The organism is Sphingomicrobium nitratireducens (genome assembly GCF_026157035.1).
Taxonomy (GTDB): Bacteria; Pseudomonadota; Alphaproteobacteria; order Sphingomonadales; family Sphingomonadaceae; genus Sphingomicrobium; species Sphingomicrobium nitratireducens.
On record NZ_JANJZA010000001.1, the window covers coordinates 1283394 to 1306212 of the forward strand.

Here is a 22819-nt window from a genome sequence, read left to right on the forward strand (position 1 = left end):
GCCGACTTGCATGGCCCGCCAACCACCCTATGACATTCCCCCATGGCGAGCCGTGAGATCGAAGGCCTTGTGCAGGCATTGTCGCGCCTTCCGGGCCTCGGGCCGCGGTCGGCGCGCCGCGTCGTGCTGCACCTCGTCAAGAAGCGCGAATCCTCGCTCGAGCCGCTCCTGTCCGCGCTGGCGGATGTCGCCGAGAAACTCGTCACCTGCTCGACCTGCGGCAATGTCGACACGAGCGATCCGTGCGCGGTGTGCCGAGACCCGCGCCGCGACGACACGATGCTGTGCGTGGTCGAGGAAGTCGCCGACCTGTGGGCGCTCGACAAGGGACGGCTGTTTCCCGGGCGCTATCACGTGCTGGGCGGGCGCTTGAGCGCGCTGGAGGGCGTGCGGCCCGAGGATCTGGGCATCGACACGCTGCTCGCGCGGCTCGAGAAAGGCGGGATCGACGAGGTCGTGCTGGCGATGAATGCGACGCTCGAAGGACAGACCACCGCGCACTATCTCGCCGAGCGGATGGAGAAATTTCCGGTCCGCATCACCCAGCTCGCCACGGGTCTGCCAGTGGGGGGCGAACTCGACTATCTCGACGAGGGCACGCTGGCGCAGGCCTTGCGCGCACGCCGCCCGGTCGACTAAGGGGCGCCTTCCTTGAAACCCTTGGCGTGAAAGACTAAATTTCAGGCATGGCCATTCTACCGATCTACGAGACGCCGGACGAGATGTTGCGGCAGGTGTCCAAGCCCGTCGAGGAAGTGACGGACTGGCACCGCGAGCTCATCGCCGACATGTTCGAGACGATGTACGACGCGCCGGGCATCGGCCTGGCCGCCGTGCAGGTCGGTCATCCCATTCGCATGCTGGTCATCGACCTGCAGGAGTCCGAGGAAGAAGGCGGCGAGGTGGTCAAGGACCCGCGCGTATTCATCAATCCGGAGATTCTCGAGACGTCGGACAATGACGTGCCCTACACGGAAGGCTGCCTGTCGGTGCCCGAGCAATATGCCGAGGTGATGCGACCCGACCGCATCAAGGCGCGCTGGCTCGACGAGAACGGCACCAAGCACGAGAAGGAAATCGAGGGTCTTCTCGCGGTCTGCCTGCAGCACGAGATGGATCACCTCGAAGGCGTGCTATTCATCGATCACCTGTCGAAATTGAAGCGCGACATGGTGCTCAAGAAGCTTGCCAAGATGCGCAAGCTCCAGCGCAAGGCCGCCTAGGGCCTTTCGGCAGAGACAGAAAAGGCCCGGTTCGCACCGGGCCTTTTTCGTTACGGCGTGATCGACTGGGCAGCCTTGCGGCAGTCCTCCGCGCACTCGCGGCACATCTGGGCGCACAGGCGGCAATGGTCGTTGTCGTGATGCTCGCACTCGGCCGCGCAGGCATCGCATACGCGGGCGCAGAATTCGAGCATCTCGATCAGGATCTGTTCGTTCGAGCCGGTGCGGCGCAGGCCCAGGCGAGCGGTCGCCTCGCACACGTCGGCGCAGTCCGAGCAGGTGCGCACGCATTGGCTCATGTCCATCTCTTCCGCGACGCAGGCGTCGGCGCAGGACAGGCACATCTTGGCGCAGTACATGGCGTGGTGGACGGCATCGCCGAGCGGATCGTTGACGTGCCCGGAGCGCTTCACGTCGGGGTGCAGCGCGATCATCTTTCGAATGGACATGGTTCCTCCCTGTTGGTCACTAGATGAGCGCAACGGGACCCGCGAAGTTCCCTCGGCGCGCGAAGCGGCCTTGTCGGGCCCGGGGGCGGCATGGTAGTTCCCTATTCGTTCCCATCGGCACTGGCGGGGTAGGGAATCGGTAAGGATGCGTTCCTAGCCTTGGGGCCGGGGACATCGAACGGGGACAGGTTTATGGACGCGCTGATCATCGTGCTGGTCGTCATCGTGACGCTGGTCATCGGACTGGCCGTCGGCTGGTTCGCGGCCCAGAAGGGCGTGCAGCCGATCAAGGACGAGAATGCTTTCTTGAGGCAGGCGCGCGACGCGTCGCTTCAGGACGCGGCCACCGCCAACGAGCGCGCGTCGCGGGTCGACGAGATGAAGACGATGCTGCAGGCGGTCACTGGCGAACGCGACGAGGCGCTGCGGGCCAAGGCGGCGCTCGAGGCCGATGCGCGCAACTTCGAACACCGCATGCGCGACCTCGAGGCGTCGAAGGACAAGCTGGTCGCGCAGTTCCGCGAGATTGGCGACCAGATGCTCGAAAAGGCGCAGAAGGACTTTCTCGAGAAGGCTGGCGCGCAGTTCAACCAGGTCGACGAGCAGACGCAGCTCAAGATGCAGGCGCTGGTCAACCCGATCCGCGAACTGCTGACCAAGCAGGAAGAGAAGATTTCCGCGGTCGAGCAGCAGCGCGTCGACCATTATGCCGGGCTCAAGGCGGTCATCGACGAGGTCAAGCAGGGGCAGGGGCAGGTGCGCGACGAAGCGCGCAACCTCGTCAATGCGCTGCGCTCGAGCCCCAAAGCGCGCGGGCGCTGGGGGGAGCAGAGCCTCAGGAACGTGCTCGAGCAGGCGGGGCTGTCCCAGCATGCCGATTTTGCGACCGAAGTGTCGGTCGACACCGAAGAGGGGCGACTGCGCCCCGACGTGATCGTCAACCTGCCGGGCGGGCGCAAGCTCGTCATCGATGCCAAATGCTCGCTCAACGCCTTTCTCGATGCGACCGACGAGGTCGACGACGACCGGCGCAAGGCGCATCTCAACGCCCACGTCGCGAGTATGAAGAAGCACGCGCAGGACCTGGGCTCGAAAAGTTATTGGGCGCAGTTCGAGGACGCGGCCGACTATGTCGTGATGTACATTCCGGGCGAACATTTCCTCACCGCCGCGCTCGAACAGGATGCGGGGCTATGGGATTGGGCGTTCGAGAAGAAGGTGCTGCTGGCGACCCCCACCAACCTGGTCGCGATCGCGCGCACCGTGGCGAGCGTGTGGAAGCAGGAGAAGCTGGCGGCAGAGGCGGGCAAGATCGCCGATCTCGGGCGCGAACTCCATTCGCGGCTGGCGACGATGGCCGAGCATATCGTGTCGATGCAGACCAACCTGTCGCGCACCAACAACGCATTCAACAAGATGGTCGGCAGCTTCGAGGCGCAGGTGCTGACGCAGGCGCGCCGCTTCGAGGATTACGGCGCCTCGAGCGCCAAGGAATTGCCCGATCCCAACCGGGTCGAAAGCGTGCCGCGCCAGCTGACCAAGCTCCAGGCCGCCTTCCCGTCGCCCGCGGACGACGAGAATGACGACGACGACGGGTCGGCGCTGGCGGGCTAGGCGTTAGTAAGGCGAGCGGTCGTTGCCGCCCGGCGGGCCGCCGCAACCCTGATAGGTCTGGCCGTTAAAGGCGACCGTCACGGTGTGCGGGTAGACCATCGTGTCCATCCCCTCGAGCGCGCAGCCCTGGCGATGGACAGTCACCGTCATCTTGCTGCCCTGGTAGATGTCGCCGTCGGGATGCGGCTTGAAGGTCGCGACCGGATCGCGCGTGGCGAGACCCTGGTTGGTCACGAAATACATGCCCGCCTGGTCGATGGTGAGGTTCCAGCCGGCGCCCGTCGCATTGTAGCTCGTCGCGGTCGGCGGCGCGGTGGTCGGCATGCCGGTCGGGTTGGGGCGCGGCCCCGGCCCGTTCGAGCAGGCGGCCAGCGTGGCGGTGGTCAAGGCGAGCAGGACGATCTTGCTATTCATGGTCACTCCTGTTGGGCGGGGAGAGAAGGTCAGTCGACGCGGCGCGCTTCGATCGAACCGCGGCTGTTCGAGAGGCGCAGGGTCTCGCCGGTCAGGCTGACCTGCATCGGCTGCGAGAGGATATTCGACCCCGTCGTCTCGGGTCCCATGTCGGGGCAGCCCATGCGCGTCGTCATCTGCGCGCCGACATTGAGGGTCGAGCCCGTCTGCTGGTAGCCCGCGCTGATCGTGTTGCAGCCGAACTTGGCCTGCATGCGATTGTCCGGGAAGAAGTTGATGTAGAAGTCGCGCGTCGGCGTCTGGCGACCGTTGAGCGCGACCACCTGCCAGTTCGAGCGCGCGAGCATCGCGGCGCTGCCATACCCGTATCCCTGGTCGCCGTAGGGCGATTGGCCGCTGCTCCAGCCCTGGCCGAACAGGCTCAACGGACCGCCGCAGCCTTCGTAGCGGCGTCCGTCGGCATAGACTTGAACGCGGTCGGGGTAGGAGCGATCGCTCATCCCGTCGTTGCAGGGTGCGTGGACGATGTTCACCTCGAGACGGCGGCCGCGGAAGATGTCGCCGGCGTAGCCGGGCTGCACCGGCGGGGTCGCCTCGGTGATCACGAACTGGCCGTAATCGCCCTCGAAGCGCATGTCGCGATTGTCGATGTTGAGGATCCAGCCTGGCTCGGTCCCGATCGCGCGATAGGGTTCCTGAAGCCCCGGCTGCGCCGTGCCCGGGTAGGGCGTCGGGTAGGGCGCAGGGTAGGGGTAGCCCTGCGGCTGCTGCGGATACGGAGTTCCGTAAGGACCGCCGCCATAGGGGTCGTTCCCGTAGGGGCCGGTGGTACAGGCGCCGAGCGCCAGGGCGAGGAGCGGTAACGCGACGATCGTTTTCATGTCGGAACAAACCGACCGATACGCCTAGCGGTTCCGCCAGTGCCTGCGGATTTCGAACGCGGTGACCGCGGCGGCGATGGCGGCGTTGAGGCTGTCGGCCTTGCCCGCCATCGGGATTTTGACGAGCAGGTCGCATTCGGCCTCGTATGCCTCGGGGAGGCCCTGGCTCTCGTTGCCGACGAGGAGGAAGACCGGCGCCTCGTAGGGCGCGTCGCGATAGTCGTGATCGGTCTGGAGGCTGGTGCCGACCAACTGGCCGATTCCGCCACGCAGCCACGGGAGGAATTCGTCCCAGCTCGCCTGCGCCAGCTTCTGGGTGAACAGCGCGCCCATCGAGGCGCGCACCGTCTCGACTGCGAAAGGGTCGGCGCAGTCGTCGATGAGGATGAGTCCGCCCGCGCCGACCGCGTCGCCGGTGCGCAGGATGGTGCCGATATTGCCGGGGTCGCGCAGTTTCTCGCCGACGAACCAGAGGTCGGAGGCGGCACGGTCGAGCGCGGCGAGGGACGTGTCGGGCTGGCGGAAAGCGCCGAGCAGGGCCTGCGGATTGTCCTTGCCGCTCATCTTGGAGAGGATGTCGGGCGTGGTCTCGATGGCATCGCCGCCCGCGGCTTCGACCTCGTCGATCAGCGCCTTGGCGAGCGGGTGCTGCGCGCCGGCAGGCGCAAAGGCGACCAGTTCGGGGAGACAGCCTTCCTCGCGCGCCTCTGTCAGGATACGAAGGCCTTCGGCGAGGAACAGGCCGCTCGAGCGCCGCGCCTTCTTGTCGCGCAGCGAGCGGATCAGCTTGACCGTGCTGTTGGAAAAAGAGGTGATTTCGCGCGGCATTGCCTAGCTCAATCTTCCCCGAAGCGGTCCTTGATGAGGTGGGTGAGCTTCTCGAGCGCGTCGGCGGCGCGCTCGTCGTCGTTACCGTTGACGTGAAGGGTCACGCAGTCGCCCATCGCGGCGCCGAGCATCATCAGTCCCATGATCGAACGACCGGTGACGCGGTTGCCGTCCTTTTCGACCTCGACCTCGACCTCTTCGCCCAGCTCGGTGACGAGGTTGACGAACTTGGCGCTGGCACGGGCGTGGAGCCCGCGACGGTTGCGGATCTGCAATTTACGCGAAATTTCGGTCACGCGGCGGCTTCTCCCAGGATCTCGGAGGCGACGGAGATATATTTCTGTCCGGCCTCGCGCGCGGCGGCGACGGCGTCGGACACGTTCATCGCCTTGCGCGCGCCGTCGAGGCGGATCAGCATCGGCAGGTTGACCCCGGCGATGACCTCGATGTCGCCGCCCTTCATCAGGCTGATGGCGAGGTTCGACGGGGTGCCGCCGAACAGGTCGGTGAGGATGATGACGCCCTTACCCTGGTCGACGCGGCCGATCGCGGCGGCGATGTCCGCACGGCGCAGTTCCATGTCGTCGTCGGCACCGATGCAGACACCTTCGATCGCTTCCTGGGGGCCGACGACATGCTCCATCGCCGTAATGAATTCACTCGCCAGCTGGCCGTGGGTTACCAGTACCAATCCGATCATCAATCCTATCCGCTCATTCGTCATGGCGCCGACCCGGTCGATTCCGACGGCGCGCTTTCGGCAAGGTCGCGATGCCTGACCGTCACCTTGTGGCCCTTCGCCTCCAGCCGCGAGGCCATGGCCTCGGCAGCAGCGACCGACCGGTGACGTCCCCCCGTGCATCCGAACGCGACCGTTAGATAATTTTTGCCGGCGGCCCAATAGCGCGGAATGAGGTCATCCAGCAATGTTTCGATCCGTTCGACGGTCTCGGCCCAGCCGGGATCGGCTTCGACGAAGGCGCGCACGTCCGCATCGCGGCCGGTCAACAGTCGCAATTCCGGCTCCCAATAAGGATTTTTGACGAAACGCATGTCGAACATGAGGTCGGCGGCACGCGGCAGCCCGCGCGAAAATCCAAACGACTTGAAGGTCACCGTCGGGTCGCCGTCGGCCTCGCTGTAGCGACGTTTGAGCTCGTTACGGAGCGCGACGGGCGAGTAATCGGTCGTGTCGATCAGCGAGTCGGCGGCTTCGCGCAGCGGCGCGGTGAGCGTGCGTTCGCGCGCGATCCCCTCCTCGGCGCCGCCTTCCGAGGCGAGCGGATGACGGCGGCGCGTGGAATCGTAGCGGCGGGCCAGCTCGCTTTCGGCGCAGTCGAGATAGAGGATCTCGACGTCCGCGCCCGCCACCTCGCGCAGGTCGTGGATCACGCAGGCTGGATCGAAGCCGCGGCTGCGCATGTCCATCCCGACCGCGAGCGGCGTGTCGCTCTCGCTTCCCGCGACGAAGGCCGCAAGCAGGGCGAGGGGAAGATTGTCGACCACGTCCCAGCCCCAATCCTCGAGCGTGTCGAGCACGGTCGACTTGCCCGCTCCCGAAAGGCCGGTGACGACAAGAAGGCGGCGGCTTTCGCTCACGGTTCCAGCCCGATGCGGTCGAGCGCCATATCGATCTTGATCGCGGCGGACGTGCCCTTGGGATCGACCCGAAGGCGCGGCAGGGCGCAGCCGAACAGCATTTCCCTCTCGCCCTCCTCCGGGAGCCGATCGGGCGGAGCGGACAGGTCGACGTAGAGCGCGACCATCACGTCCTCGCGGCTTGCTAGCTCGATGATCCCGAGCCCGCGCACTTCCATCTTTCCGCTGATCGAGGGCGGCGCGGACGCGAACAGCCGGTCCTTGTCGCGGCGAAGCAGGGTCTGGTCGTCGGCGACCAGCTTGTAACCGCGGTCGATCAACTGGAGCGCGAGGTCGGACTTGCCCGCGCCCGACGGGCCGCCGATGACCACCGCGCGGTCGCCGCGCGCGACGGTGGTGGCGTGAATATTCTCGGTGCTGAGCTTGCTCATGCCTTCTCCAGCGCGGGCAGGGTGATGGTGAAGCAGGCGCCCGTCCCGCCGTCGGGACGATCGCCGACGTCGATGGAGCCGTCATGGCCGTCGACGATGGCCTTGGCAATGGCAAGGCCCAGCCCCGAATGCTGGCCGAAATCCTCCTGCCCGTGACGGATCGAGTGAAAGCGGTTGAAGATGGTGGCGCGGCGCTCCGCCGGGACGCCGGGGCCTTCGTCGCGCACCTGCACGCGGACCTTGTCGCCCACGCGCATCGCGCTCACCTCGACGAGGCCCCTGGGCGGCGAGAAGCTGATCGCGTTGTCGATCAGATTGTCGACCGCGCGGGCGAGGCGGGAAGGGTCGCCCTCGACCATCACGCTGGCCTTCTGCGGGCGCGCATAGACCAAGCGGGCATTACCGGTTTCGCGCCGGGTCGCCCAGGCGCCGACCAACTGGCCGACGAGGTCGCCCATGTCGACCGGCTCGAACTGGGCGCGGGCAAGCTCGGCATCGGTGCGCGCGGCCTCGGAGATGTCGCCGATCAGGCGATCGAGCCTGAGAACGTCCTGCTGGACCACGTCGAGCAGCTGGCGACGCAAGGCGGGGTCCTCGATCCGCTCCAGCCCGTCGACCGCGCTCCTGAGCGAGGCGAGGGGGTTCTTCAGTTCGTGGGTGACGTCGGCGGCGAACGCCTCGATCTGGTCGATGCGGTTGCGCAGCGATTGGCTCATGTCGCTGACCGCGCGCGCCAGCGTGCCGATCTCGTCGCGGCGCGAGGGCAGGCGCGGGACGTTGACCTCGCGCGAGCGCCCGAGGCGTACCCGCTGGGCGGCGAGCGCGATGTGGCGAAGCGGACGCGCGATGGTGCGCGCGAGGAACAGCGAGAGCAGCACCGAGAGCAGGGTGGCGATGGCCATGGCGGCGGCGATTGAGGCGCGCTGGGAGCGCAGTGTGCGGGTGAAGGCGCGGTCGTTGAAGGTAGCAAGCAGCACCATCTCCTCGCCGGCGACCGGTGCGGCGGCGGAAAAGACCGGCGTGCGCTCGGGCGCATCGCGCACGCGGGTCACGGGCGCGCTGGTGGTGCGCGCCTCCAATCCCTCGGGCCAGGCCGACAGGCGGTCCGGCAAGGGTTCGACGAATTCTTCCGCGACGGGGTCCCCGGTCAACCAGTTGAAGCCGCGGTCGAGTGCGCGCGCGATGTCCTTGGTAAAGGCCTGCGCGGTGGGATCGCGCAGCCGATAGGTCGGCCCCGCGATCGACCAGCTGTCGGCAAGGCGCGTGCCGTCCGCGTCGTAGAGCCGGAATCTTGGCCCGCCGGGCCCCGCCATCGCCGAGAGCAAGGCGGGCCAGGCGCCGTCGGGCGACATGGTGACCGCGGCGGCGGCGGCATTGGCCTGCGCGGCGAGCTGCGCGACGCGTTCCTCGCGCAGGCGGTTACGGTAACTGTCGAGGAACAGGATCGCGAGCGCGAAGGTGACGAGCGTGATGACGTTGACCGCGAGGATGCGGCGCTTGAGAGACCAGCGGCCCGACCAGGCCAGCCGCAGTCCCTCACTCCTCTCCGAAACGATATCCGACACCATAAAGGGTCTCGATCGCGTCGAACTCACCGTCGACGCCGCGGAACTTGCGCCGGATGCGCTTGATGTGACTGTCGATCGTGCGGTCGTCGACGTAGACGTCGTCCTGGTAGGCGACGTCGAGCAGCTGGTTGCGCGACTTGACCACGCCCGGGCGGTGGGCGAGCGCCTCGAGGATCATGAATTCGGTGACCGTCAGCGTCACGTCCTTGCCGTCCCAGCGTACCTTGTGGCGGGCCGGATCCATGACGAGGCGGCCGCGCTCGATGGGCTGGACGTCCTCGTCCTTGTCGCCAACAGTCTCGGTCTTGCCGTTGCCCGCCGCGAGGTCCTGGCGGCGCAGGATGGCGCGGATGCGCGCGATCAGCAGGCGCTGGGAGAAGGGCTTGGCGATATAGTCGTCGGCGCCCATCGCGAGGCCTAACGCCTCGTCGAGTTCGTCGTCCTTGGAGGTGAGGAAGATGACCGGCATCGCGCTCTGCTCGCGTACGCGGCGCAGCAGCTCCATCCCGTCCATCTGCGGCATCTTGATATCGAACACGCCGAGGTCGGGCGGATCGTCGAGGATCGCCTTCAGCGCGCTCGCCCCGTCGGTGTAGACGCGGGTGATGAAGCCTTCGGCTTGGAGCGCGATCGAGACCGAGGTGAGGATATTGCGGTCGTCGTCGACGAGCGCGATCACATGGTTCGTGGAAGAAGTCATGCCGAGGCCCTCATCGCCATGGGACTTAACCGCGCGAAAAGCGTTACACAAGCGGCCCGACCGGCTTTGACCCGATAGGACAAGGCAGTTATAGCGCGGCCAGCAACGGGGGCAGCTTGCTCCTTTTCAACTCCTCGGGAGGACCGGACGTGAACGATCGTACGCCTGCTTACACGTTGGACAAGCAGGGAATTTCGACCCAGGCCACGCTGCACTGGAACCTCACCACCGCGCCCTTGGTCGAAGAATCGCTGGCCAACAAGGAAGGTCTTCTCGCCCGCCACGGCCCGCTCGTCGTGGAAACCGGGCAGCACACCGGCCGCTCCGCCAAGGACCGCTTCGTCGTGCGCAACGCCACGTCCGAGGGCGACGTGTGGTGGAGCAAGTCCAACGTCCCGATGGACGCGGACGCCTTCGACCGCCTGTGGGAGGATTTCCAGGCCGAGCTTGCCAAGAAGGACAAGCTTTACGTCGCAGACCTCTATGGCGGCTCGCAGCCCGAGCACCGCGTCAAGGTGCGCGTGATCAACGAGCTGGCGTGGCACAACCTGTTCATCCGCACGATGCTGGTGCGCCCCGAAGCCGACGCGCTGCCCGGCTTCGAACCCGAATATACGGTCATCGACCTGCCGAGCTTCAAGGCCGACCCCGCGCGCCACGGTTGCCGCACCGAGACGGTGATCGCAGTCAACCTCGAGAAGAAGCTGATCCTCATCGGCGGCACCAAGTATGCCGGTGAGATGAAGAAGAGCGTCTTCGGCCTCCTGAACTTCCTGTTGCCGCCCAAGGGCATCATGCCGATGCACTGCTCGGCCAATATCGGCCCCGACGGCGACACCGCGATCTTCTTCGGACTGTCGGGCACCGGCAAGACGACCCTGTCTGCCGATCCCAACCGCACGCTCATCGGTGACGACGAGCATGGCTGGTCGGACACGGCTGTCTTCAACTTCGAGGGCGGTTGCTACGCCAAGATGATCCGCCTGTCGGAAGAGGCCGAACCCGAAATTTACGCGACCACGAAGAAGTTCGGCACGGTGCTCGAAAATGTCGTGATGGATCCCGACACGCGCCTGCTCGACCTCGACGATCCGAGCCTCGCGGAAAACAGCCGCGGCGCCTATCCGATCGACTATATCCCCAATTCGTCGGACGAGAATATGGGGCCGGTGCCGAAGAACATCATCATGCTGACCGCCGACGCGTTCGGCGTGCTGCCCCCGATCGCGCGGCTGACGCCCGATCAGGCGATGTACCACTTCCTCTCGGGCTATACCGCCAAGGTGGCGGGCACCGAGATCGGCGTGACCGAACCCGAAGCGACCTTCTCGACCTGCTTCGGCGCGCCGTTCATGCCGCGTCATCCGTCGGTCTACGGCAACCTGCTAAAGAAGCGCATTGCCGAGGGCAACGTCACCTGCTGGCTGGTCAACACCGGTTGGACGGGCGGCAAGTACGGCGTGGGCCACCGCATGCCGATCAAGGCGACGCGCGCGCTCCTCAATGCCGCGCTCGACGGCTCGCTCAACGACGCGACGTTCCGCAAGGACCCGAACTTCGGCTTCGAAGTGCCGGTCGCAGTGCCGGGCGTCGATACGGGCATTCTCGATCCGCGCACGACGTGGAACGACAAGGACGACTACGACCGCACCGCGGCCAAGCTGGTCGACCTGTTCAACGCCAATTTCGCGGAATTCGCGGAGCATGTCGACCAAGGCGTACGCGAGGCGGGCCCCAAGCAGACCGCCGCCGCCTGACCGACCCGGGACATGGCCGGGTCTTGAAAAGAGGACCCGGCCGATGACCGACCCCAAGACTGAATTTTCACCGCGCCTGTTCGAATCCGAGTCCGAGATCGAGCATCTCGGCGAGGGGCTGCTGGCGTGCACGCTCGAGCGCCCCGAATGGACGCACGAGGCGCATCTCGCCGCGACGACTTGGCTGCTGCTCAAGCATCCCGAACTCGACCTAGACGCCGAGTTGCCCGGCCTCATCCGCCGTTTCAACGAAAGCGTGGGCGGGGTGAACGATGATACTCAGGGCTATCACGATACGATCACCAAGGCGTTCCTGGCTGGCGTGCGATTGTTCCTGTCGGAAGCGGACCGCGACCGACCGGTGCACGAACTGGTCAACGAGTTGCTGCTATCCCCGATGGGCAAGCGCGACTGGCCGCTGCGCTTCTACAGCCCGCAGCGGCTGATGAGCGTCGAGGCGCGACGAGGGTTCGTCGCGCCCGACCTCAATCCGCTGCCCTAGTCCCTCAGCGAGGCGGGTACGCGCCCGCCATGCTGCTCGAGTTCCTGCATGACGCGCTTGTGCAGCCAGATATTGTCCTCGGCGCTGCCCGAATAGTCGGTGCGACCCATTTCCTGCGCAAGTTCCTTGCGATTGTCATAGCTGGAATCGAGGTCGAGTAGCTTCATCAGGTCGACGATCGAAGTGCGCCAGTTGAGGTCCTGCCCGGCGCGTTCATACTTGTCCTCGAGAACGGCTTCGACGTCGACGGTCTGCGCGGTCGCATCGCCGGCGCCCAGGCCGCCCGTCGGCGCATTGCCGAGAATGACGCCGTCATTGGGATTGGCGCGCGCCTTCTTGCCGAAAATCGCGTCCTTGATCTTGCTGAAAATGCCCATCGATACTCTCCCTTCACTGTCTGCCTGACCAGCGAACAAGGAGGGGCGATGTTCCGTTTCAGTCGGTTCCGGCTCAGTCGATTCCGGACTCAGTCGGTGCCAGGTAGGGCGGGCAGGGCTTCGACGATTACGCAATTGCCCTCGACGCCCGAGACGACCACCTTGTCGCCTTCGAGCGCGGAGAGGCTGCCGCGGGCGTTCCACTCGCTGTCGCCGATCTTCACGCGGCCCATGTCGTGGTCGATCGCGCGGGTGACGGTCACCTTGCGCCCGACCAGCTGGGCGGCGCGCTCGTTGAGCATCCCGTCGCTCTCGTCATGGACGGGGCGGGCGTAGATCTTCTTACCGATATAGACCGACAGCGCGGTGTAGACCGCGAACAGGCCAAGCTGGGGCGCGAGGTCTAGGCCGAACAACAGCGTGAAGGCGCCGGTCGCGAGCGCCGCGGCGCCGATGAAGACCAGGAACACGCCGGGCGCGAGCAACTCGAGTGCGAGCAGCAGTACGCCTGCGATCAGCCACCACGTCCCGGCGTCGAGATCGGCGAACCCCACCGGCTCAGTCCTTCTTAGCGACCGGGACCGAGCCGACCGCGCTGGCCTTGACGACATGGTCGCCGAGCGCCTCCTTGGCGATCTCGCCGATTCCGCCGAGCGAGCCGATCAGCTGGGTCGCCTCGACGGGGAACAGGATCGTCTTGGCGTTGGGCGAAGTCGCGAACTTGCCGATCGCCTCGACATATTTCTGCGCGACGAAATAGTTGATCGCCTGTGCATCGCCGCTTGCGATCGCCTGGCTGACCAGCTCGGTTGCCTTGGCTTCGGCTTCGGCCATGCGTTCGCGTGCCTCGGCCTGGCGGAAGGCGCTTTCGCGCTCGCCTTCGGCCTCGAGGATCGCCGACTGCTTGTGGCCTTCCGAGCGCAGGATTTCCGACGCGCGCTGGCCTTCGGCCTCGAGAATAGCGGCGCGTTTCTCGCGCTCGGCCTTCATCTGACGGGTCATCGCGTTGACGATATCGGCGGGCGGGCGGATGTCGGCGAGTTCGACGCGGGTGATCTTGACGCCCCAGCTCTCGGTCGCGTTGTCGACCACCGACAGGAGGCGCGCGTTGATCTCGTCGCGCTTGGACAAGGTCTCGTCGAGATCCATCGAACCCATCACGGTCCTGAGGTTGGTGGTCGAAAGCGCCATGATCGCCGAATAGAGGTCGGAGACTTCGTAGGCGGCCTTGGCGGCGTCGAGCACCTGGAAGAACACTACGCCGTCGACCGACACCATCGCGTTGTCGCGGGTAATGATCTCCTGGCCGGGAATGTCGACCACCTGTTCCATCATGTTGATCTTGTGGCCGACGCGATAGAAGATCGGCGGGACGAAGTTGAAGCCGGGGGTCGCGGTGCGGGTGAACCGCCCGAAATGCTCGATCGTATAGCGATACCCTTGGCGCACGATCTTGATCGCGGAGATCACATAGAGCACCACGAAAAAAACGATTGCCGCCAACACATATTCCATCAGGCTTCCCCCGAATAAATTCCATCTGTCGGGGAACATGATGCAAAAGGAGCGCCGTGACAGGAAGCAAAATCGGACAACGCGCGGTGCTTTTCGACCGACCAGCGGTGCTTTTCCTGCCCGCCTCGCGCGAGCGGGCGATCGCCAAGGCGCGTGGCAGCGCGGCCGACATGGCAATCCTCGACCTCGAGGATGCGGTGCCGGTGGACGACAAGGAGCTGGCGCGAGAGGCCGCGGTCAACGCGGTCGCGGAGGACTGGCCGATGCCGGTCGCCATTCGCATCAACGCGCCGGGCACGCGCTGGCACGCGGCCGATCTTGCCGCGGCCTGCGCGTCGAACGCGGACATGATCGTGGTGCCGCTGGTGTCTTCGCCAGACGAGGTCGAAGCGGTCGCAGTGCAGGCGAGCCAGCCGGTCGCTGCCATGATCGAGACAGCGCGCGGGGTGCTCGCGGCAGAGGAGATCGCCTCGATCGCGGCGGCGCTCATCGTGGGAACGAACGACCTTGCCGCGGACTTGCGGCTTCCGTCGGGCGCGGGGCGCGCGCCGATGCGGCATGCGATCAGCCAGGTGCTGCTGGCGGCGCGCGCGAAAGGGATCGCCGCCTATGACGGCGTCTATAACCGGCTCGACGATCCGGACGGGTTCGCCATCGAGGCCGCCGAGAGCCGGGCGATGGGCTTCGACGGCAAGACGCTCATCCACCCCAGCCAGATTGCGCCGTGCCAGGAAGCGTTCATGCCGTCCGCCGCCGATATCGAACGGGCGCGCCGTCTCGTCGAAGCCGCCGGGGAAGGGGCGCAGATCGGTGCTATCAGCTTCGAAGGCGAAATGGTCGAGGCGATGCACGTCGCTTCCGCACGGCGGCTGCTGGCGCGGATCGGCGACGTTTAGCGGGGCGCATGGCCGCATCGGTGTCGACTTGTAGCGTTGGAGGCGAGACGATGGTCGAGGGTCGCAATTCGAGCATCCGGTCCACTGTCGCGTTGGCACTATACCTCTCGCTGGCGTCGTGCGGCGGTGGTGGCGGGTCGGGCGGCAGCTCGGGCGGGGGAACGTCCGCGCCGGCCCCGTCTCCTGCGCCCGCTCCGACCCCGTCGCCGGCCGTCGCGGCCACCGAGGCGGCGCTCAAGGGTCACATTACGATCCTGTCGGGCGACGATTATGGCGGCCGCTTCCCGGGGAGCGCGGGCGAAACCAAGACGCGCCAATATGTCGTCTCGCAGCTCCAGTCCTACGGGTTCGAGCCGGCGTTCGGGGCGCAGTGGGTCCAGCCGGTGCCATTGCGGGGCTGGCAGCCGGTTTCGTTCGAATTGACGATCGGCGGCTCGGACACGGCGCGCAACGATGCCTATCTCTACCGCACCAGCGCCGGCTCACTGCAGTGGAACAACCGTCCGCTCGTCGCGATCGATACCGCTGCGGACATCCCGGCCAACATGAGCGGGCAGGTCGCGCTGATCGAAGGCGTGGAGAACTTCAGCGCGCTCTACCAGACCGCGCAGGATCGCGGTGCGGATGCCGTCGTCGTGATGTTCACAAGCGCGAGTGCATTCGCGCAGATCGAATATGTGCTCGGCCGCGGCCGCTTCGAACTCGATGACGGGACACCTCCCGCATTCGAGACGGTCGCGATCGTGGGGCCGGACACGACTAATGCGATCCTGTCCGCGCTCGGAACCACGCTAGCCGCGTTCCGCTCTGCCAATGGCGTGATCGGCAACGGAACGCTGGAAGCGGTCGCTGACGAGGTAGCGATCAGTGGAAGCAACGTGGCGGGCGTTTTGCCCGGCACCAACGCATCCGCAGGCGCGGTCGTCATCCTTGCGCATCACGATCATCTCGGCACGTGCGGGCGCCCCGGCAGCGCCGACCGCATCTGCAACGGCGCGGTCGACAACGCATCGGGTGTGGCAGCCTTGCTCGAGACGGCAAAGCGCATTGCCGAGAGCGACCCCCTCGAGCGTTCTGTCTACGCTTTCACCACGACGGCCGAGGAGATGGGGCTTATCGGCGCGCGCTATTTCGCCGCCAACCCGCCCGTTCCGGCCTCGACCATCCACGCCGCGCTCAATGTCGACACACTCGCGCTAAACCCGGCAGGAACGCCGGTCGCGGTCGTGGGCTGGGGCGTGGCAGGGCTTGACCAGAGCTTGCAGGCCGCGGCCTCTGCCGCGGGCGTTACGCTCGCCCCGGGACAGGAGACGAGCCTCTATCTCCAGCGCCAGGATGGCTGGGCCTTCCTCGAGGCAGGAATTCCCACCGTGCTTCCCTCGAGCGGATTTACCGTGACAAGCGCCTACAACGCCTATTTCGCCAACCGCTACCATCGCCCCAATGACGAAGTGCACGCCGGGTTCGAACTGGGCGGGGCAGCGACCGATATTCCCTTCTACGTCGCGTTGGTGCGGCGCTGGGCGACGCCCGCCTTGTTCGCCTCGGCGGACAGTGCCCAGCGTGCGCAGATGGTGGCGCGACTTCCGGCGGCCGACGGGCATCATCACCGACACCCGGAATTCTGACCTGCCCCCTTGGCGAATCGCGCCCTTTCTGCAAGAGGGCGGGATGGCCCGACACAAAGACATTCCCTTGGGATTGACGTTCGACGACGTCCTCCTCCAACCGCTCGAATCCTCCGTGCTGCCGAGCGAGGCGAACACCTCCTCGCAGCTGACCCGCGCGATCACGCTCAACATCCCGCTTCTGTCGGCGGCGATGGACACCGTGACCGAGGCCGACATGGCGATCGCGCTCGCGCAGATGGGCGGGATCGGGGTCCTTCACCGCAACATGAAGGTCAAGGAACAGGCGGCCGCGGTGCGCGCGGTCAAGCGGTTCGAGAGCGGGATGGTGGTCGAGCCTATCACCATGCGTCCCGACCAGACGCTCGCCGAAGCGCTCGAGACGATGAAGTCGAACCGCATTTCGGGCATCCCGATCGTCGAGGGCAACGGCAAGCTGGCGGGCATCCTCACCAACCGCGACGTGCGCTTTGCCGAAAATCCCCAGCAGCCGATCAGCGAACTGATGACCGCCGAGGACCTCGCGACCGTGCCGATCGGTACCGACGAGGAAGAGGCGCGCCGCATCCTCCATCAGCGCCGGATCGAGAAATTGCTCGTGGTCGACAAGGACGGGATGCTCGCCGGCCTCATCACGGTGAAGGACATCGAAAAGGCGGTCGCCAGCCCCGATGCGACCAAGGACGAGGTCGGGCGGCTGCGCGTCGCGGCGGCCTCGACCGTGGGCGACAAGGGGTTCGAGCGCGCCGAGGCGCTGATCGACGCCGGGGTCGACTGCATCGTCATCGACACCGCGCACGGGCACAATGTCGACGTCTCGAAGGCGGTCGAGCGCGTCAAGAAGGCCTCGGGCAATGTCCAGGTCATCGCGGGCAACGTCGCCACCGGCGAAGCGGCCAAGGCGCTCGCCGACGCAGGCGCGGACGCGATCAAGGTCGGTATCGGGCCGGGCTCGATCTGCACGACACGCGTGATTGCAGGTGTCGGCGTGCCGCAGCTTTCGGCGGTAATGAACGCGGCCGAAGGCGCAGCCAAGGCGGGCGTGCCGGTGATCGCCGACGGCGGCATCCGCACTTCGGGCGACATCGCCAAGGCGCTCGCGGCAGGTGCGTCGACCGTGATGGTCGGCTCGCTCCTCGCCGGGACCGAGGAAGCGCCGGGCGAGACGTTCCTCTACCAGGGACGCGCCTACAAGGCCTATCGCGGCATGGGCAGCGTCGGGGCGATGAGTCGCGGCTCGGCCGACCGCTATTTCCAGCAGGACATCAAGGATCACATGAAACTCGTTCCCGAGGGGATCGAGGGCCAGGTGCCCTACAAGGGGCACGTGCGCGACATCGTCCACCAGCTGGTCGGCGGCGTGAAGGCGGCGATGGGTTATACCGGCTCGAAGACGATCGCCGATCTGCAAGAGCGCGCGCAATTCGTGCGGATCACCAATGCGGGCCTCTCGGAAAGCCACGTGCACGACGTCGCGATCACGCGCGAGGCGCCCAACTACCCGACCCGCTAGGCGCAGGACATGACGCCCTCCGCCCGCGTCCAGGCCGCCATCGACATCCTCGACGAGGTGATCGCGTCGGCAGTGGCCAACGGGCCGCCGGCGGACGCGATCGTTCGCGGCTATTTCAAGACGCGGCGCTATGCCGGCTCGAAGGACCGGCGCGCGGTGCGCGAACTTGTGTTCCGCGCGATCCGGCACAGCGGCGAGCGTCCCGGGAACGGGCGCGCGGCGATGGTCGCGCTGGCCTCGGACGACACGGATCTGGCGGCATTGTTCGACGGCAGTACGCACGGGCCCGCGCCGATCGCCGAGGGGGAGGGCGTTGCCGACAGCTCGGTCGTGCCCGAGTGGTTGCAGTCAGAATTGTCGCCGCACGTGGGCGAGGAGGAATGGGCCGCGCTGGTCGAACGTGCGCCGCTCGATCTTCGCGTCCATGTCGCAAAGACCGATCGCGAAGCGATGCTGGCTGCATTCGAGGGAGCCGAGGCGACTCCGCACAGCCCGTGGGGCCTGCGCCTTTCGGCCGATACGCGGATCGACGACAGCCAGCCCTACCGCGTCGGCGAGGTCGAAGTGCAGGACGAGGGCAGCCAGCTGGTCGCGCTCGCCGCTGCGCCCGAGGATGGCGAGGTCGTGCTCGACCTGTGCGCCGGGGCAGGGGGCAAGGCGCTGGCTTTGGCCGCCGCGGCACCGGGCGCAAGGATTGTTGCAAGCGATGTCAGCCTGCAGCGCCTGTCCGCGCTCGCGCCGCGCGCCGAGCGGGCGGGGGCGCCGATCGAGACATTGCTGCTCGATCCGCCGCGCGAGGCCGAGGCGCTGGCGCCGCTCGACGGACAGTGCGACCTCGTCCTTGTCGATGCGCCGTGCAGCGGGTCGGGAACGTGGCGGCGCAATCCCGAGGGGCGCTGGCGGCTGACGCCGGAGCGGCTCAACCGATTGGCCGAAACGCAGGCACGCGTGCTCGACCTCGCCGCGCCGTGCGTGAAGCCGGGCGGGCGGATCACCTACGCGGTCTGTTCGCTTCTGACGCGCGAGGGGGCGGGCCAAGTCGAAGCATTCCTCAGCCGCCATTCAGGCTGGACTTGCGAGGATGTGCTCGATTTCGTCGGACGAACCGAAGGAGGCGGACGCTTGCTGACGCCAGGCCATGACGGAACCGACGGATTTTTCGTCGCCACGTTGCGACGCGCATGCTAGCCATGTGGACGTTCAAGGAGATTGTCATGCGCATCACCCCGCTCGCTCTGGCCCTCGGCCTCGCTGCCTCGACCGTGTCGGTTCCGACACTGGCGAGCGAGCAGGCGATGAAGTCCGATCCGCGTTCGGCGGCACTGCTCGAAAAGGGCAAGGCGTTGCGCGCGGCGGGCAAGCTGGTCGAGGCCGACGATGCTCTCGAGGCGGCGCTGGTCGCCGATCCCGCCAATCGCGCGGCCTTCGTCGAGATGGCGCGTGTTGCGATCGACCAGAAGCTATACGGGCAGGCGATCGCGATGACTCGCAAGGCGTTGGTCCTTGAACCGACCGACCGCGATGCGCTCGGCGTTCAGGGCGAAGCGATGATCGAATTGGGCGCGATGGATCGCGCCAAGGCCAATCGCGACAAGCTGGCCAAGCTGTGTCCCACGGGTTGCGATCCGCTCGGACGGCTCGATGGCAAGCTGCGCAGCGGGCCGTCGATGGCGGCCGCGCAGACCGGCGAAAAGCCCAAGGCGAACTAGGCGATCGTGCGCGCCAGCTCGACGTAATCGGCAACGCTGAGCGTTTCCGCGCGGCGGGTTTCGTCGATACCCAACCCTACCAGCGCTTCAAGCGCTTCCGGCAGGGATTTGAGAGACTGTCTCAACATCTTGCGGCGCTGCCCGAAGGCGGCGGCGGTGACTTTGGCGATGGCCTGCGGGGTGACACCTTCAGGCGCGTCGCCGGGGACGATATGGACGACAGCGGAGGCGACCTTGGGCGGCGGGACGAAGGCCGAGCGCTTTAGGTGCATCGCGATCTTCGGGACCGAGCGCCACTGGGCGAGGACGGCGAGGCGGCCATAGGCCTTGTCACCGGGCGACGCGACGATGCGCTCGGCGACCTCGCGTTGGAACATCAGCGTGAGCGACGACCAGAATGGCGGCCAGGTCTCGCTGTCGAGCCATCGCGTGAGGAGCAGGGTTCCGACATTGTAGGGCAGGTTGGCGACGATGTGGACGCCGGTCCCGAGTTCGCCGGCCTCGTCGATCTCGAGCGCGTCGCCGGCGATGTAGCGGAAGGTGCCCGAGAAATCGGCGGACAGCTCTTCAAGGACGGGCACGCAGCGCGGATCGCGTTCGACCGCCGTGACGTGGGCGCCGGTGTCCAGCAGCGCGCGGGTGAGGCCGCCCGGGCCCGGACCGACTTCGTACACGGTCTTGCCCGCAAGATCGCCCGGGATGGCGGCGATGCGCGCGAGCAGTTGCCGGTCGAGGATGAAGTTCTGTCCGAGCGCCTTGGAGGCGGACAGCCCGTGGCGGGCGATCACCTCGCGCAGCGGTTCGAGCGCGCTCACTTGCCGACGGCCATCCCGGTCAGCCCCGAATCGGCGAGGATATTGCGGTTTTCGAAGGCATCGCGCGCGACGCGGATGGCGGCCGCCATCGCGGTCGGTTCGGCGCGGTCCTGGCCCGCGATATCGAACGCTGTCCCGTGATCGGGGCTGGTGCGGATGATCGGGAGGCCGAGCGTGATGTTGACGCCCTCGTCGAAATGCAACGCCTTCAAGGGGATGAGGCCCTGGTCGTGATACATGGCGAGCGCGGCGTCGTAGCGAGACCGGGCGCGTTCGTGGAACATGGTGTCGGCGGGGAGCGGGCCGACGACGTCCCAGCCTTCCTCTCGCAGCCGCTCGATCGCGGGAACGATGATGTCGATCTCCTCGCGCCCGAGTGCGCCGCCTTCGCCAGCGTGGGGATTGAAGCCGGCCACCGCAAGGCGCGGGTTCTCGATCCCGAAATTGCGGATGAGACCGCGCAGCGCACAGCGCCCGCGCGCGACGATGAGATCGATGTTGAGCGCTTCCGACGCGTCTGCAAGCGGGATGTGGGTGGTGACCGGCACGGCGCGCAGGGTCGGGCCTGCAAGCATCATCGCGACATTCGACTTCGCGATTCCGCAGCGCTCGGCGACGAACTCGGTCTGTCCGGGATGCGTGAAACCGATCGCGTAGAGCTGCGACTTGCTGACCGGGCCGGTGACGACCGCGCCGACCGAACCGGTGCGCGCGAGGCCTACCGCCAGTTCGAGCGCGTCGAGCGCGCAATGCGCGCCCGCGGCACTGGGCTGACCGGGGACGACCGGCTCGGTCGCGCGGACCGGAAGCAACGGCAGCGCTTCGGGGAAGGCCTGCGGTGCATCGGCGGGATCGTCGACCAGCGCGATCGGGCCGTCCCAGACGGCTTCGACCGAACGCGGGTCGCCAATCGCGACGAACGGAGGAAGGTCGAGCCTACGCGCGTCCTGCCAGCATTTCGCGGTAACCTCGGGCCCGATCCCGGCGGGATCGCCCAGAGACACCGCGATGGGGCGATGCGGCATCAGCGATAGTCAATGACCGCGTCGCGACGCAGGTCGCGCAGGTAACGTCGGGCACGCAGGTTCACGCGCTCGTCGTTGAGCTGGGCCTGGACCTGGTCGAAGCTGGGCATGCCGGCTTTCTCCTCCTCGCGGCCGCACAGGACCAGCGCGCGAACGCCGTCCTGGAGCGACCCGAACGGGCGGGTGGCCTGGCCGACCTGCATTTCCAGCATCATCTGCTGCAGCGCGGGGGGCAGGTCCTTCATCGGCACCGCATCGGAGCTGACTACCTGGCCGCCGAAGTCGGCCGCCAGCTTCTCGGCACCGCCGCATCCGCCGACCGAAGCGGCGGCATCGGCGAACCGATCGACAAGCTGGTTGGCCGCCGTTTCGCTGGTTCCCGGCGCGATCGGCACGGTCACCTGCTTGAGGCTGAGGACGGCGTTGCGCGGGTCGGCGGTCAGGATGGTGCGCGTGTCCTGCACGGCAAGGATCGAGAAGCCACCCGGAATCTGGATCGGGATGCTGACCGACCCGGCCTGCATCTCGCCGAGCGCGCGGGCCAGTTCGGCCGGGAGCTGTTCGGGACGGACCCAGCCGAGGTCGCCGCCTACCGCAGCGGTCGAGGCTTCCGAATATTGACGCGCATAGGCGACGAAGCTGCCGCCATCGCGCAGCGCGTCGAGGATGCGAAGCGCGTTCTCGCGGACCTGCGCCGAATTGGCGGGCGTGGCGGACAGGAAGATCTCGCCGACGCGATATTCGGTGGTGCCCTTCGAGGCGTTCAGCCGGTCGATTACCGCCTGCACTTCCTCGTCGCCGACCGAAACGAAGCTTTCGATCTTGGCCTGCTGGAGGCGGCCCCAGGCGATCTCGCCGCGAATCTGCTGGCGCATCGACTGGAGCGAGCTGCCATTTTCGACGAGAAGCTGGCCGAGCTGTTCGACCGTACGGTTGGAATCGGCCGCGATGCGACCCAGGGTCTGCTCGACCTCGGCTTCGCGGATCTCGATTTCCTCGGCCTTGGCCGCCTGGATCTGGAGCATCTCGTCGATCAGGTTGCGCAGCACCTGCTGGCGCAGGTCGGCGATTTCCTCCGCGGACGGCTCGGCGCCCGACGCGAGCAGCATGAAGGCCACGCGCTCGTCGATATCGGTCTGGGTAATGACCTCGCCGTTGACGATCGCGGTCGCCTTGACGACCGAGGGCAGGGCCTTGCCGAACAATTGCGGATTGTCGGGCAGCGCGAGCGCATCGGCGGCGCTGTAGGTGCGCTCCTGCTCGGGGGCATCCTGCATCGCGGCCGTGGCAGCGGAAGCGGCAAGGCCCATTCCGGCCGCGGTCAGAAACGCGTTTTTCCAGCTCTTGATCATCGCCAACACATATCCTTGTCGTT

Annotated in this window: 26 protein-coding genes; 10 read left to right on the top strand and 16 right to left on the bottom strand. The window is 66.7% G+C overall.

Translation table 11 applies throughout. The annotated features are described in order from the left end of the window. Positions 1-42 precede the first annotated feature (42 nt). Both recR and def read left to right on the top strand, forming a co-directional pair. Positions 43-639, top strand: a complete 597-nt coding sequence (recR, locus tag NNY25_RS06665) for a recombination mediator RecR (protein ID WP_265570566.1) — start codon at positions 43-45, stop codon at positions 637-639. Between the two features lie 47 nt (positions 640-686). Beyond that, entirely contained in the window at positions 687-1223 is a 537-nt protein-coding gene (gene def / locus NNY25_RS06670; RefSeq protein ID WP_265570567.1) for a peptide deformylase, read from the top strand. Positions 1224-1273: 50 nt separating this feature from the next. Here def and NNY25_RS06675 read toward each other — a convergent pair whose 3' ends face one another. Further along, on the bottom strand, positions 1274-1672 hold the full coding sequence (locus NNY25_RS06675) for a four-helix bundle copper-binding protein (protein ID WP_265570568.1): 399 nt from the start codon (positions 1670-1672) through the stop codon (positions 1274-1276). Between the two features lie 192 nt (positions 1673-1864). On the opposite strand from NNY25_RS06675, the gene NNY25_RS06680 reads away from it, so the two are divergent. Beyond that, complete coding sequence (locus NNY25_RS06680; RefSeq protein ID WP_265570569.1) at positions 1865-3286, top strand: DNA recombination protein RmuC; 1422 nt, start codon at positions 1865-1867, stop codon at positions 3284-3286. A 3-nt stretch (positions 3287-3289) separates the two neighbouring features. Here NNY25_RS06680 and NNY25_RS06685 read toward each other — a convergent pair whose 3' ends face one another. From NNY25_RS06685 to NNY25_RS06725, 9 genes are read right to left on the bottom strand one after another with little or no spacing between them, the layout of a single operon-like run. Then, positions 3290-3700: a hypothetical protein gene (locus tag NNY25_RS06685; protein ID WP_265570570.1), complete on the bottom strand. Its 411-nt coding sequence runs from the start codon at positions 3698-3700 to the stop codon at positions 3290-3292. Positions 3701-3729: 29 nt separating this feature from the next. Continuing rightward, positions 3730-4581 (bottom strand): META domain-containing protein, encoded by an 852-nt coding sequence (locus NNY25_RS06690; protein ID WP_265570571.1) that lies wholly within the window; start codon positions 4579-4581, stop codon positions 3730-3732. 24 nt (positions 4582-4605) lie between these two features. Continuing rightward, positions 4606-5409 (bottom strand): TrmH family RNA methyltransferase, encoded by an 804-nt coding sequence (locus NNY25_RS06695; protein ID WP_265570572.1) that lies wholly within the window; start codon positions 5407-5409, stop codon positions 4606-4608. A gap of 8 nt (positions 5410-5417) precedes the next feature. After that, positions 5418-5705, bottom strand: coding sequence for an HPr family phosphocarrier protein (locus tag NNY25_RS06700; protein ID WP_265570573.1), 288 nt, complete (start codon positions 5703-5705; stop codon positions 5418-5420). Then, positions 5702-6109, bottom strand: coding sequence for a PTS sugar transporter subunit IIA (locus tag NNY25_RS06705; RefSeq protein WP_265570574.1), 408 nt, complete (start codon positions 6107-6109; stop codon positions 5702-5704). The genes NNY25_RS06700 and NNY25_RS06705 overlap by 4 nt, the downstream gene beginning before the upstream one ends. A gap of 20 nt (positions 6110-6129) precedes the next feature. Continuing rightward, positions 6130-7008 carry an RNase adapter RapZ gene (gene rapZ / locus NNY25_RS06710; protein WP_265570575.1) on the bottom strand — a complete coding sequence of 293 codons (879 nt, stop codon included), beginning with the start codon at positions 7006-7008 and terminating at the stop codon, positions 6130-6132. Continuing rightward, positions 7005-7439, bottom strand: a complete 435-nt coding sequence (locus NNY25_RS06715; RefSeq protein WP_265570576.1) for an HPr kinase/phosphorylase — start codon at positions 7437-7439, stop codon at positions 7005-7007. Before NNY25_RS06715 ends, rapZ begins: the two co-directional genes overlap by 4 nt. Beyond that, the gene (locus NNY25_RS06720) at positions 7436-9007 is read right to left on the bottom strand and encodes a sensor histidine kinase (protein WP_265570577.1); all 1572 of its coding nucleotides are present in this window, start codon (positions 9005-9007) and stop codon (positions 7436-7438) included. The genes NNY25_RS06715 and NNY25_RS06720 overlap by 4 nt, the downstream gene beginning before the upstream one ends. Continuing rightward, positions 8976-9707: a response regulator transcription factor gene (locus NNY25_RS06725; RefSeq protein ID WP_265570578.1), complete on the bottom strand. Its 732-nt coding sequence runs from the start codon at positions 9705-9707 to the stop codon at positions 8976-8978. The genes NNY25_RS06720 and NNY25_RS06725 overlap by 32 nt, the downstream gene beginning before the upstream one ends. Positions 9708-9856: 149 nt before the next feature. Between NNY25_RS06725 and NNY25_RS06730 the strand changes: the two genes are divergently transcribed. Together NNY25_RS06730 and NNY25_RS06735 are read left to right on the top strand one after the other, a co-directional pair. Continuing rightward, on the top strand, positions 9857-11464 hold the full coding sequence (locus tag NNY25_RS06730) for a phosphoenolpyruvate carboxykinase (RefSeq protein ID WP_265570579.1): 1608 nt from the start codon (positions 9857-9859) through the stop codon (positions 11462-11464). Positions 11465-11507: 43 nt separating this feature from the next. Further along, entirely contained in the window at positions 11508-11966 is a 459-nt protein-coding gene (locus tag NNY25_RS06735; RefSeq protein WP_265570580.1) for a hypothetical protein, read from the top strand. Here NNY25_RS06735 and NNY25_RS06740 read toward each other — a convergent pair. The 3 genes from NNY25_RS06740 to NNY25_RS06750 form a co-directional block, all read right to left on the bottom strand. Continuing rightward, complete coding sequence (locus tag NNY25_RS06740; RefSeq protein ID WP_265570581.1) at positions 11963-12343, bottom strand: DUF3597 domain-containing protein; 381 nt, start codon at positions 12341-12343, stop codon at positions 11963-11965. The genes NNY25_RS06735 and NNY25_RS06740 overlap by 4 nt on opposite strands. A gap of 89 nt (positions 12344-12432) precedes the next feature. Further along, positions 12433-12897: an NfeD family protein gene (locus NNY25_RS06745; protein ID WP_265570582.1), complete on the bottom strand. Its 465-nt coding sequence runs from the start codon at positions 12895-12897 to the stop codon at positions 12433-12435. Positions 12898-12901: 4 nt separating this feature from the next. Beyond that, the gene (locus NNY25_RS06750) at positions 12902-13858 is read right to left on the bottom strand and encodes an SPFH domain-containing protein (RefSeq protein ID WP_265570583.1); all 957 of its coding nucleotides are present in this window, start codon (positions 13856-13858) and stop codon (positions 12902-12904) included. A gap of 56 nt (positions 13859-13914) precedes the next feature. On the opposite strand from NNY25_RS06750, the gene NNY25_RS06755 reads away from it, so the two are divergent. Genes NNY25_RS06755 through NNY25_RS06775 form a run of 5 tightly spaced genes read left to right on the top strand, consistent with a single transcriptional unit; the run spans position 13915 to position 19604 of the window. After that, the gene (locus tag NNY25_RS06755; RefSeq protein WP_265570584.1) at positions 13915-14754 is read left to right on the top strand and encodes an HpcH/HpaI aldolase/citrate lyase family protein; all 840 of its coding nucleotides are present in this window, start codon (positions 13915-13917) and stop codon (positions 14752-14754) included. A gap of 50 nt (positions 14755-14804) precedes the next feature. After that, the gene (locus NNY25_RS06760; RefSeq protein ID WP_265570585.1) at positions 14805-16382 is read left to right on the top strand and encodes a M28 family peptidase; all 1578 of its coding nucleotides are present in this window, start codon (positions 14805-14807) and stop codon (positions 16380-16382) included. Between the two features lie 43 nt (positions 16383-16425). Continuing rightward, the gene (gene guaB, locus NNY25_RS06765; RefSeq protein WP_265570586.1) at positions 16426-17895 is read left to right on the top strand and encodes an IMP dehydrogenase; all 1470 of its coding nucleotides are present in this window, start codon (positions 16426-16428) and stop codon (positions 17893-17895) included. A 9-nt stretch (positions 17896-17904) separates the two neighbouring features. Then, positions 17905-19083, top strand: coding sequence for an RsmB/NOP family class I SAM-dependent RNA methyltransferase (locus tag NNY25_RS06770; RefSeq protein ID WP_265570587.1), 1179 nt, complete (start codon positions 17905-17907; stop codon positions 19081-19083). Positions 19084-19109: 26 nt separating this feature from the next. Beyond that, on the top strand, positions 19110-19604 hold the full coding sequence (locus tag NNY25_RS06775; protein WP_265570588.1) for a tetratricopeptide repeat protein: 495 nt from the start codon (positions 19110-19112) through the stop codon (positions 19602-19604). Here NNY25_RS06775 and rsmA read toward each other — a convergent pair. From rsmA to NNY25_RS06790, 3 genes are read right to left on the bottom strand one after another with little or no spacing between them, the layout of a single operon-like run. Then, entirely contained in the window at positions 19601-20419 is an 819-nt protein-coding gene (rsmA, locus tag NNY25_RS06780) for a 16S rRNA (adenine(1518)-N(6)/adenine(1519)-N(6))-dimethyltransferase RsmA (protein WP_265570589.1), read from the bottom strand. The two genes, NNY25_RS06775 and rsmA, sit on opposite strands and share 4 nt — an antisense overlap. Next, entirely contained in the window at positions 20416-21444 is a 1029-nt protein-coding gene (gene pdxA / locus NNY25_RS06785; protein WP_265570590.1) for a 4-hydroxythreonine-4-phosphate dehydrogenase PdxA, read from the bottom strand. Before pdxA ends, rsmA begins: the two co-directional genes overlap by 4 nt. Then, the gene (locus NNY25_RS06790; protein WP_265571503.1) at positions 21444-22796 is read right to left on the bottom strand and encodes a peptidylprolyl isomerase; all 1353 of its coding nucleotides are present in this window, start codon (positions 22794-22796) and stop codon (positions 21444-21446) included. The genes pdxA and NNY25_RS06790 overlap by 1 nt, the downstream gene beginning before the upstream one ends. Positions 22797-22819 lie beyond the last annotated feature (23 nt).

Coding starts and splice junctions, on each gene's coding strand:
- recR (WP_265570566.1), top strand. CDS start 43: ATGGCGAGCCGTGAGATCGAAGGCCTTGTGCAGGCATTGTCGCGCCTT.
- def (WP_265570567.1), top strand. CDS start 687: ATGGCCATTCTACCGATCTACGAGACGCCGGACGAGATGTTGCGGCAG.
- NNY25_RS06675 (WP_265570568.1), bottom strand. CDS start 1,672: ATGTCCATTCGAAAGATGATCGCGCTGCACCCCGACGTGAAGCGCTCC.
- NNY25_RS06680 (WP_265570569.1), top strand. CDS start 1,865: ATGGACGCGCTGATCATCGTGCTGGTCGTCATCGTGACGCTGGTCATC.
- NNY25_RS06685 (WP_265570570.1), bottom strand. CDS start 3,700: ATGAATAGCAAGATCGTCCTGCTCGCCTTGACCACCGCCACGCTGGCC.
- NNY25_RS06690 (WP_265570571.1), bottom strand. CDS start 4,581: ATGAAAACGATCGTCGCGTTACCGCTCCTCGCCCTGGCGCTCGGCGCC.
- NNY25_RS06695 (WP_265570572.1), bottom strand. CDS start 5,409: ATGCCGCGCGAAATCACCTCTTTTTCCAACAGCACGGTCAAGCTGATC.
- NNY25_RS06705 (WP_265570574.1), bottom strand. CDS start 6,109: ATGATCGGATTGGTACTGGTAACCCACGGCCAGCTGGCGAGTGAATTC.
- NNY25_RS06715 (WP_265570576.1), bottom strand. CDS start 7,439: ATGAGCAAGCTCAGCACCGAGAATATTCACGCCACCACCGTCGCGCGC.
- NNY25_RS06720 (WP_265570577.1), bottom strand. CDS start 9,007: ATGGTGTCGGATATCGTTTCGGAGAGGAGTGAGGGACTGCGGCTGGCC.
- NNY25_RS06725 (WP_265570578.1), bottom strand. CDS start 9,707: ATGACTTCTTCCACGAACCATGTGATCGCGCTCGTCGACGACGACCGC.
- NNY25_RS06735 (WP_265570580.1), top strand. CDS start 11,508: ATGACCGACCCCAAGACTGAATTTTCACCGCGCCTGTTCGAATCCGAG.
- NNY25_RS06740 (WP_265570581.1), bottom strand. CDS start 12,343: ATGGGCATTTTCAGCAAGATCAAGGACGCGATTTTCGGCAAGAAGGCG.
- NNY25_RS06750 (WP_265570583.1), bottom strand. CDS start 13,858: ATGGAATATGTGTTGGCGGCAATCGTTTTTTTCGTGGTGCTCTATGTG.
- NNY25_RS06760 (WP_265570585.1), top strand. CDS start 14,805: ATGGTCGAGGGTCGCAATTCGAGCATCCGGTCCACTGTCGCGTTGGCA.
- guaB (WP_265570586.1), top strand. CDS start 16,426: ATGGCCCGACACAAAGACATTCCCTTGGGATTGACGTTCGACGACGTC.
- NNY25_RS06770 (WP_265570587.1), top strand. CDS start 17,905: ATGACGCCCTCCGCCCGCGTCCAGGCCGCCATCGACATCCTCGACGAG.
- NNY25_RS06775 (WP_265570588.1), top strand. CDS start 19,110: ATGCGCATCACCCCGCTCGCTCTGGCCCTCGGCCTCGCTGCCTCGACC.
- pdxA (WP_265570590.1), bottom strand. CDS start 21,444: ATGCCGCATCGCCCCATCGCGGTGTCTCTGGGCGATCCCGCCGGGATC.
- NNY25_RS06790 (WP_265571503.1), bottom strand. CDS start 22,796: ATGATCAAGAGCTGGAAAAACGCGTTTCTGACCGCGGCCGGAATGGGC.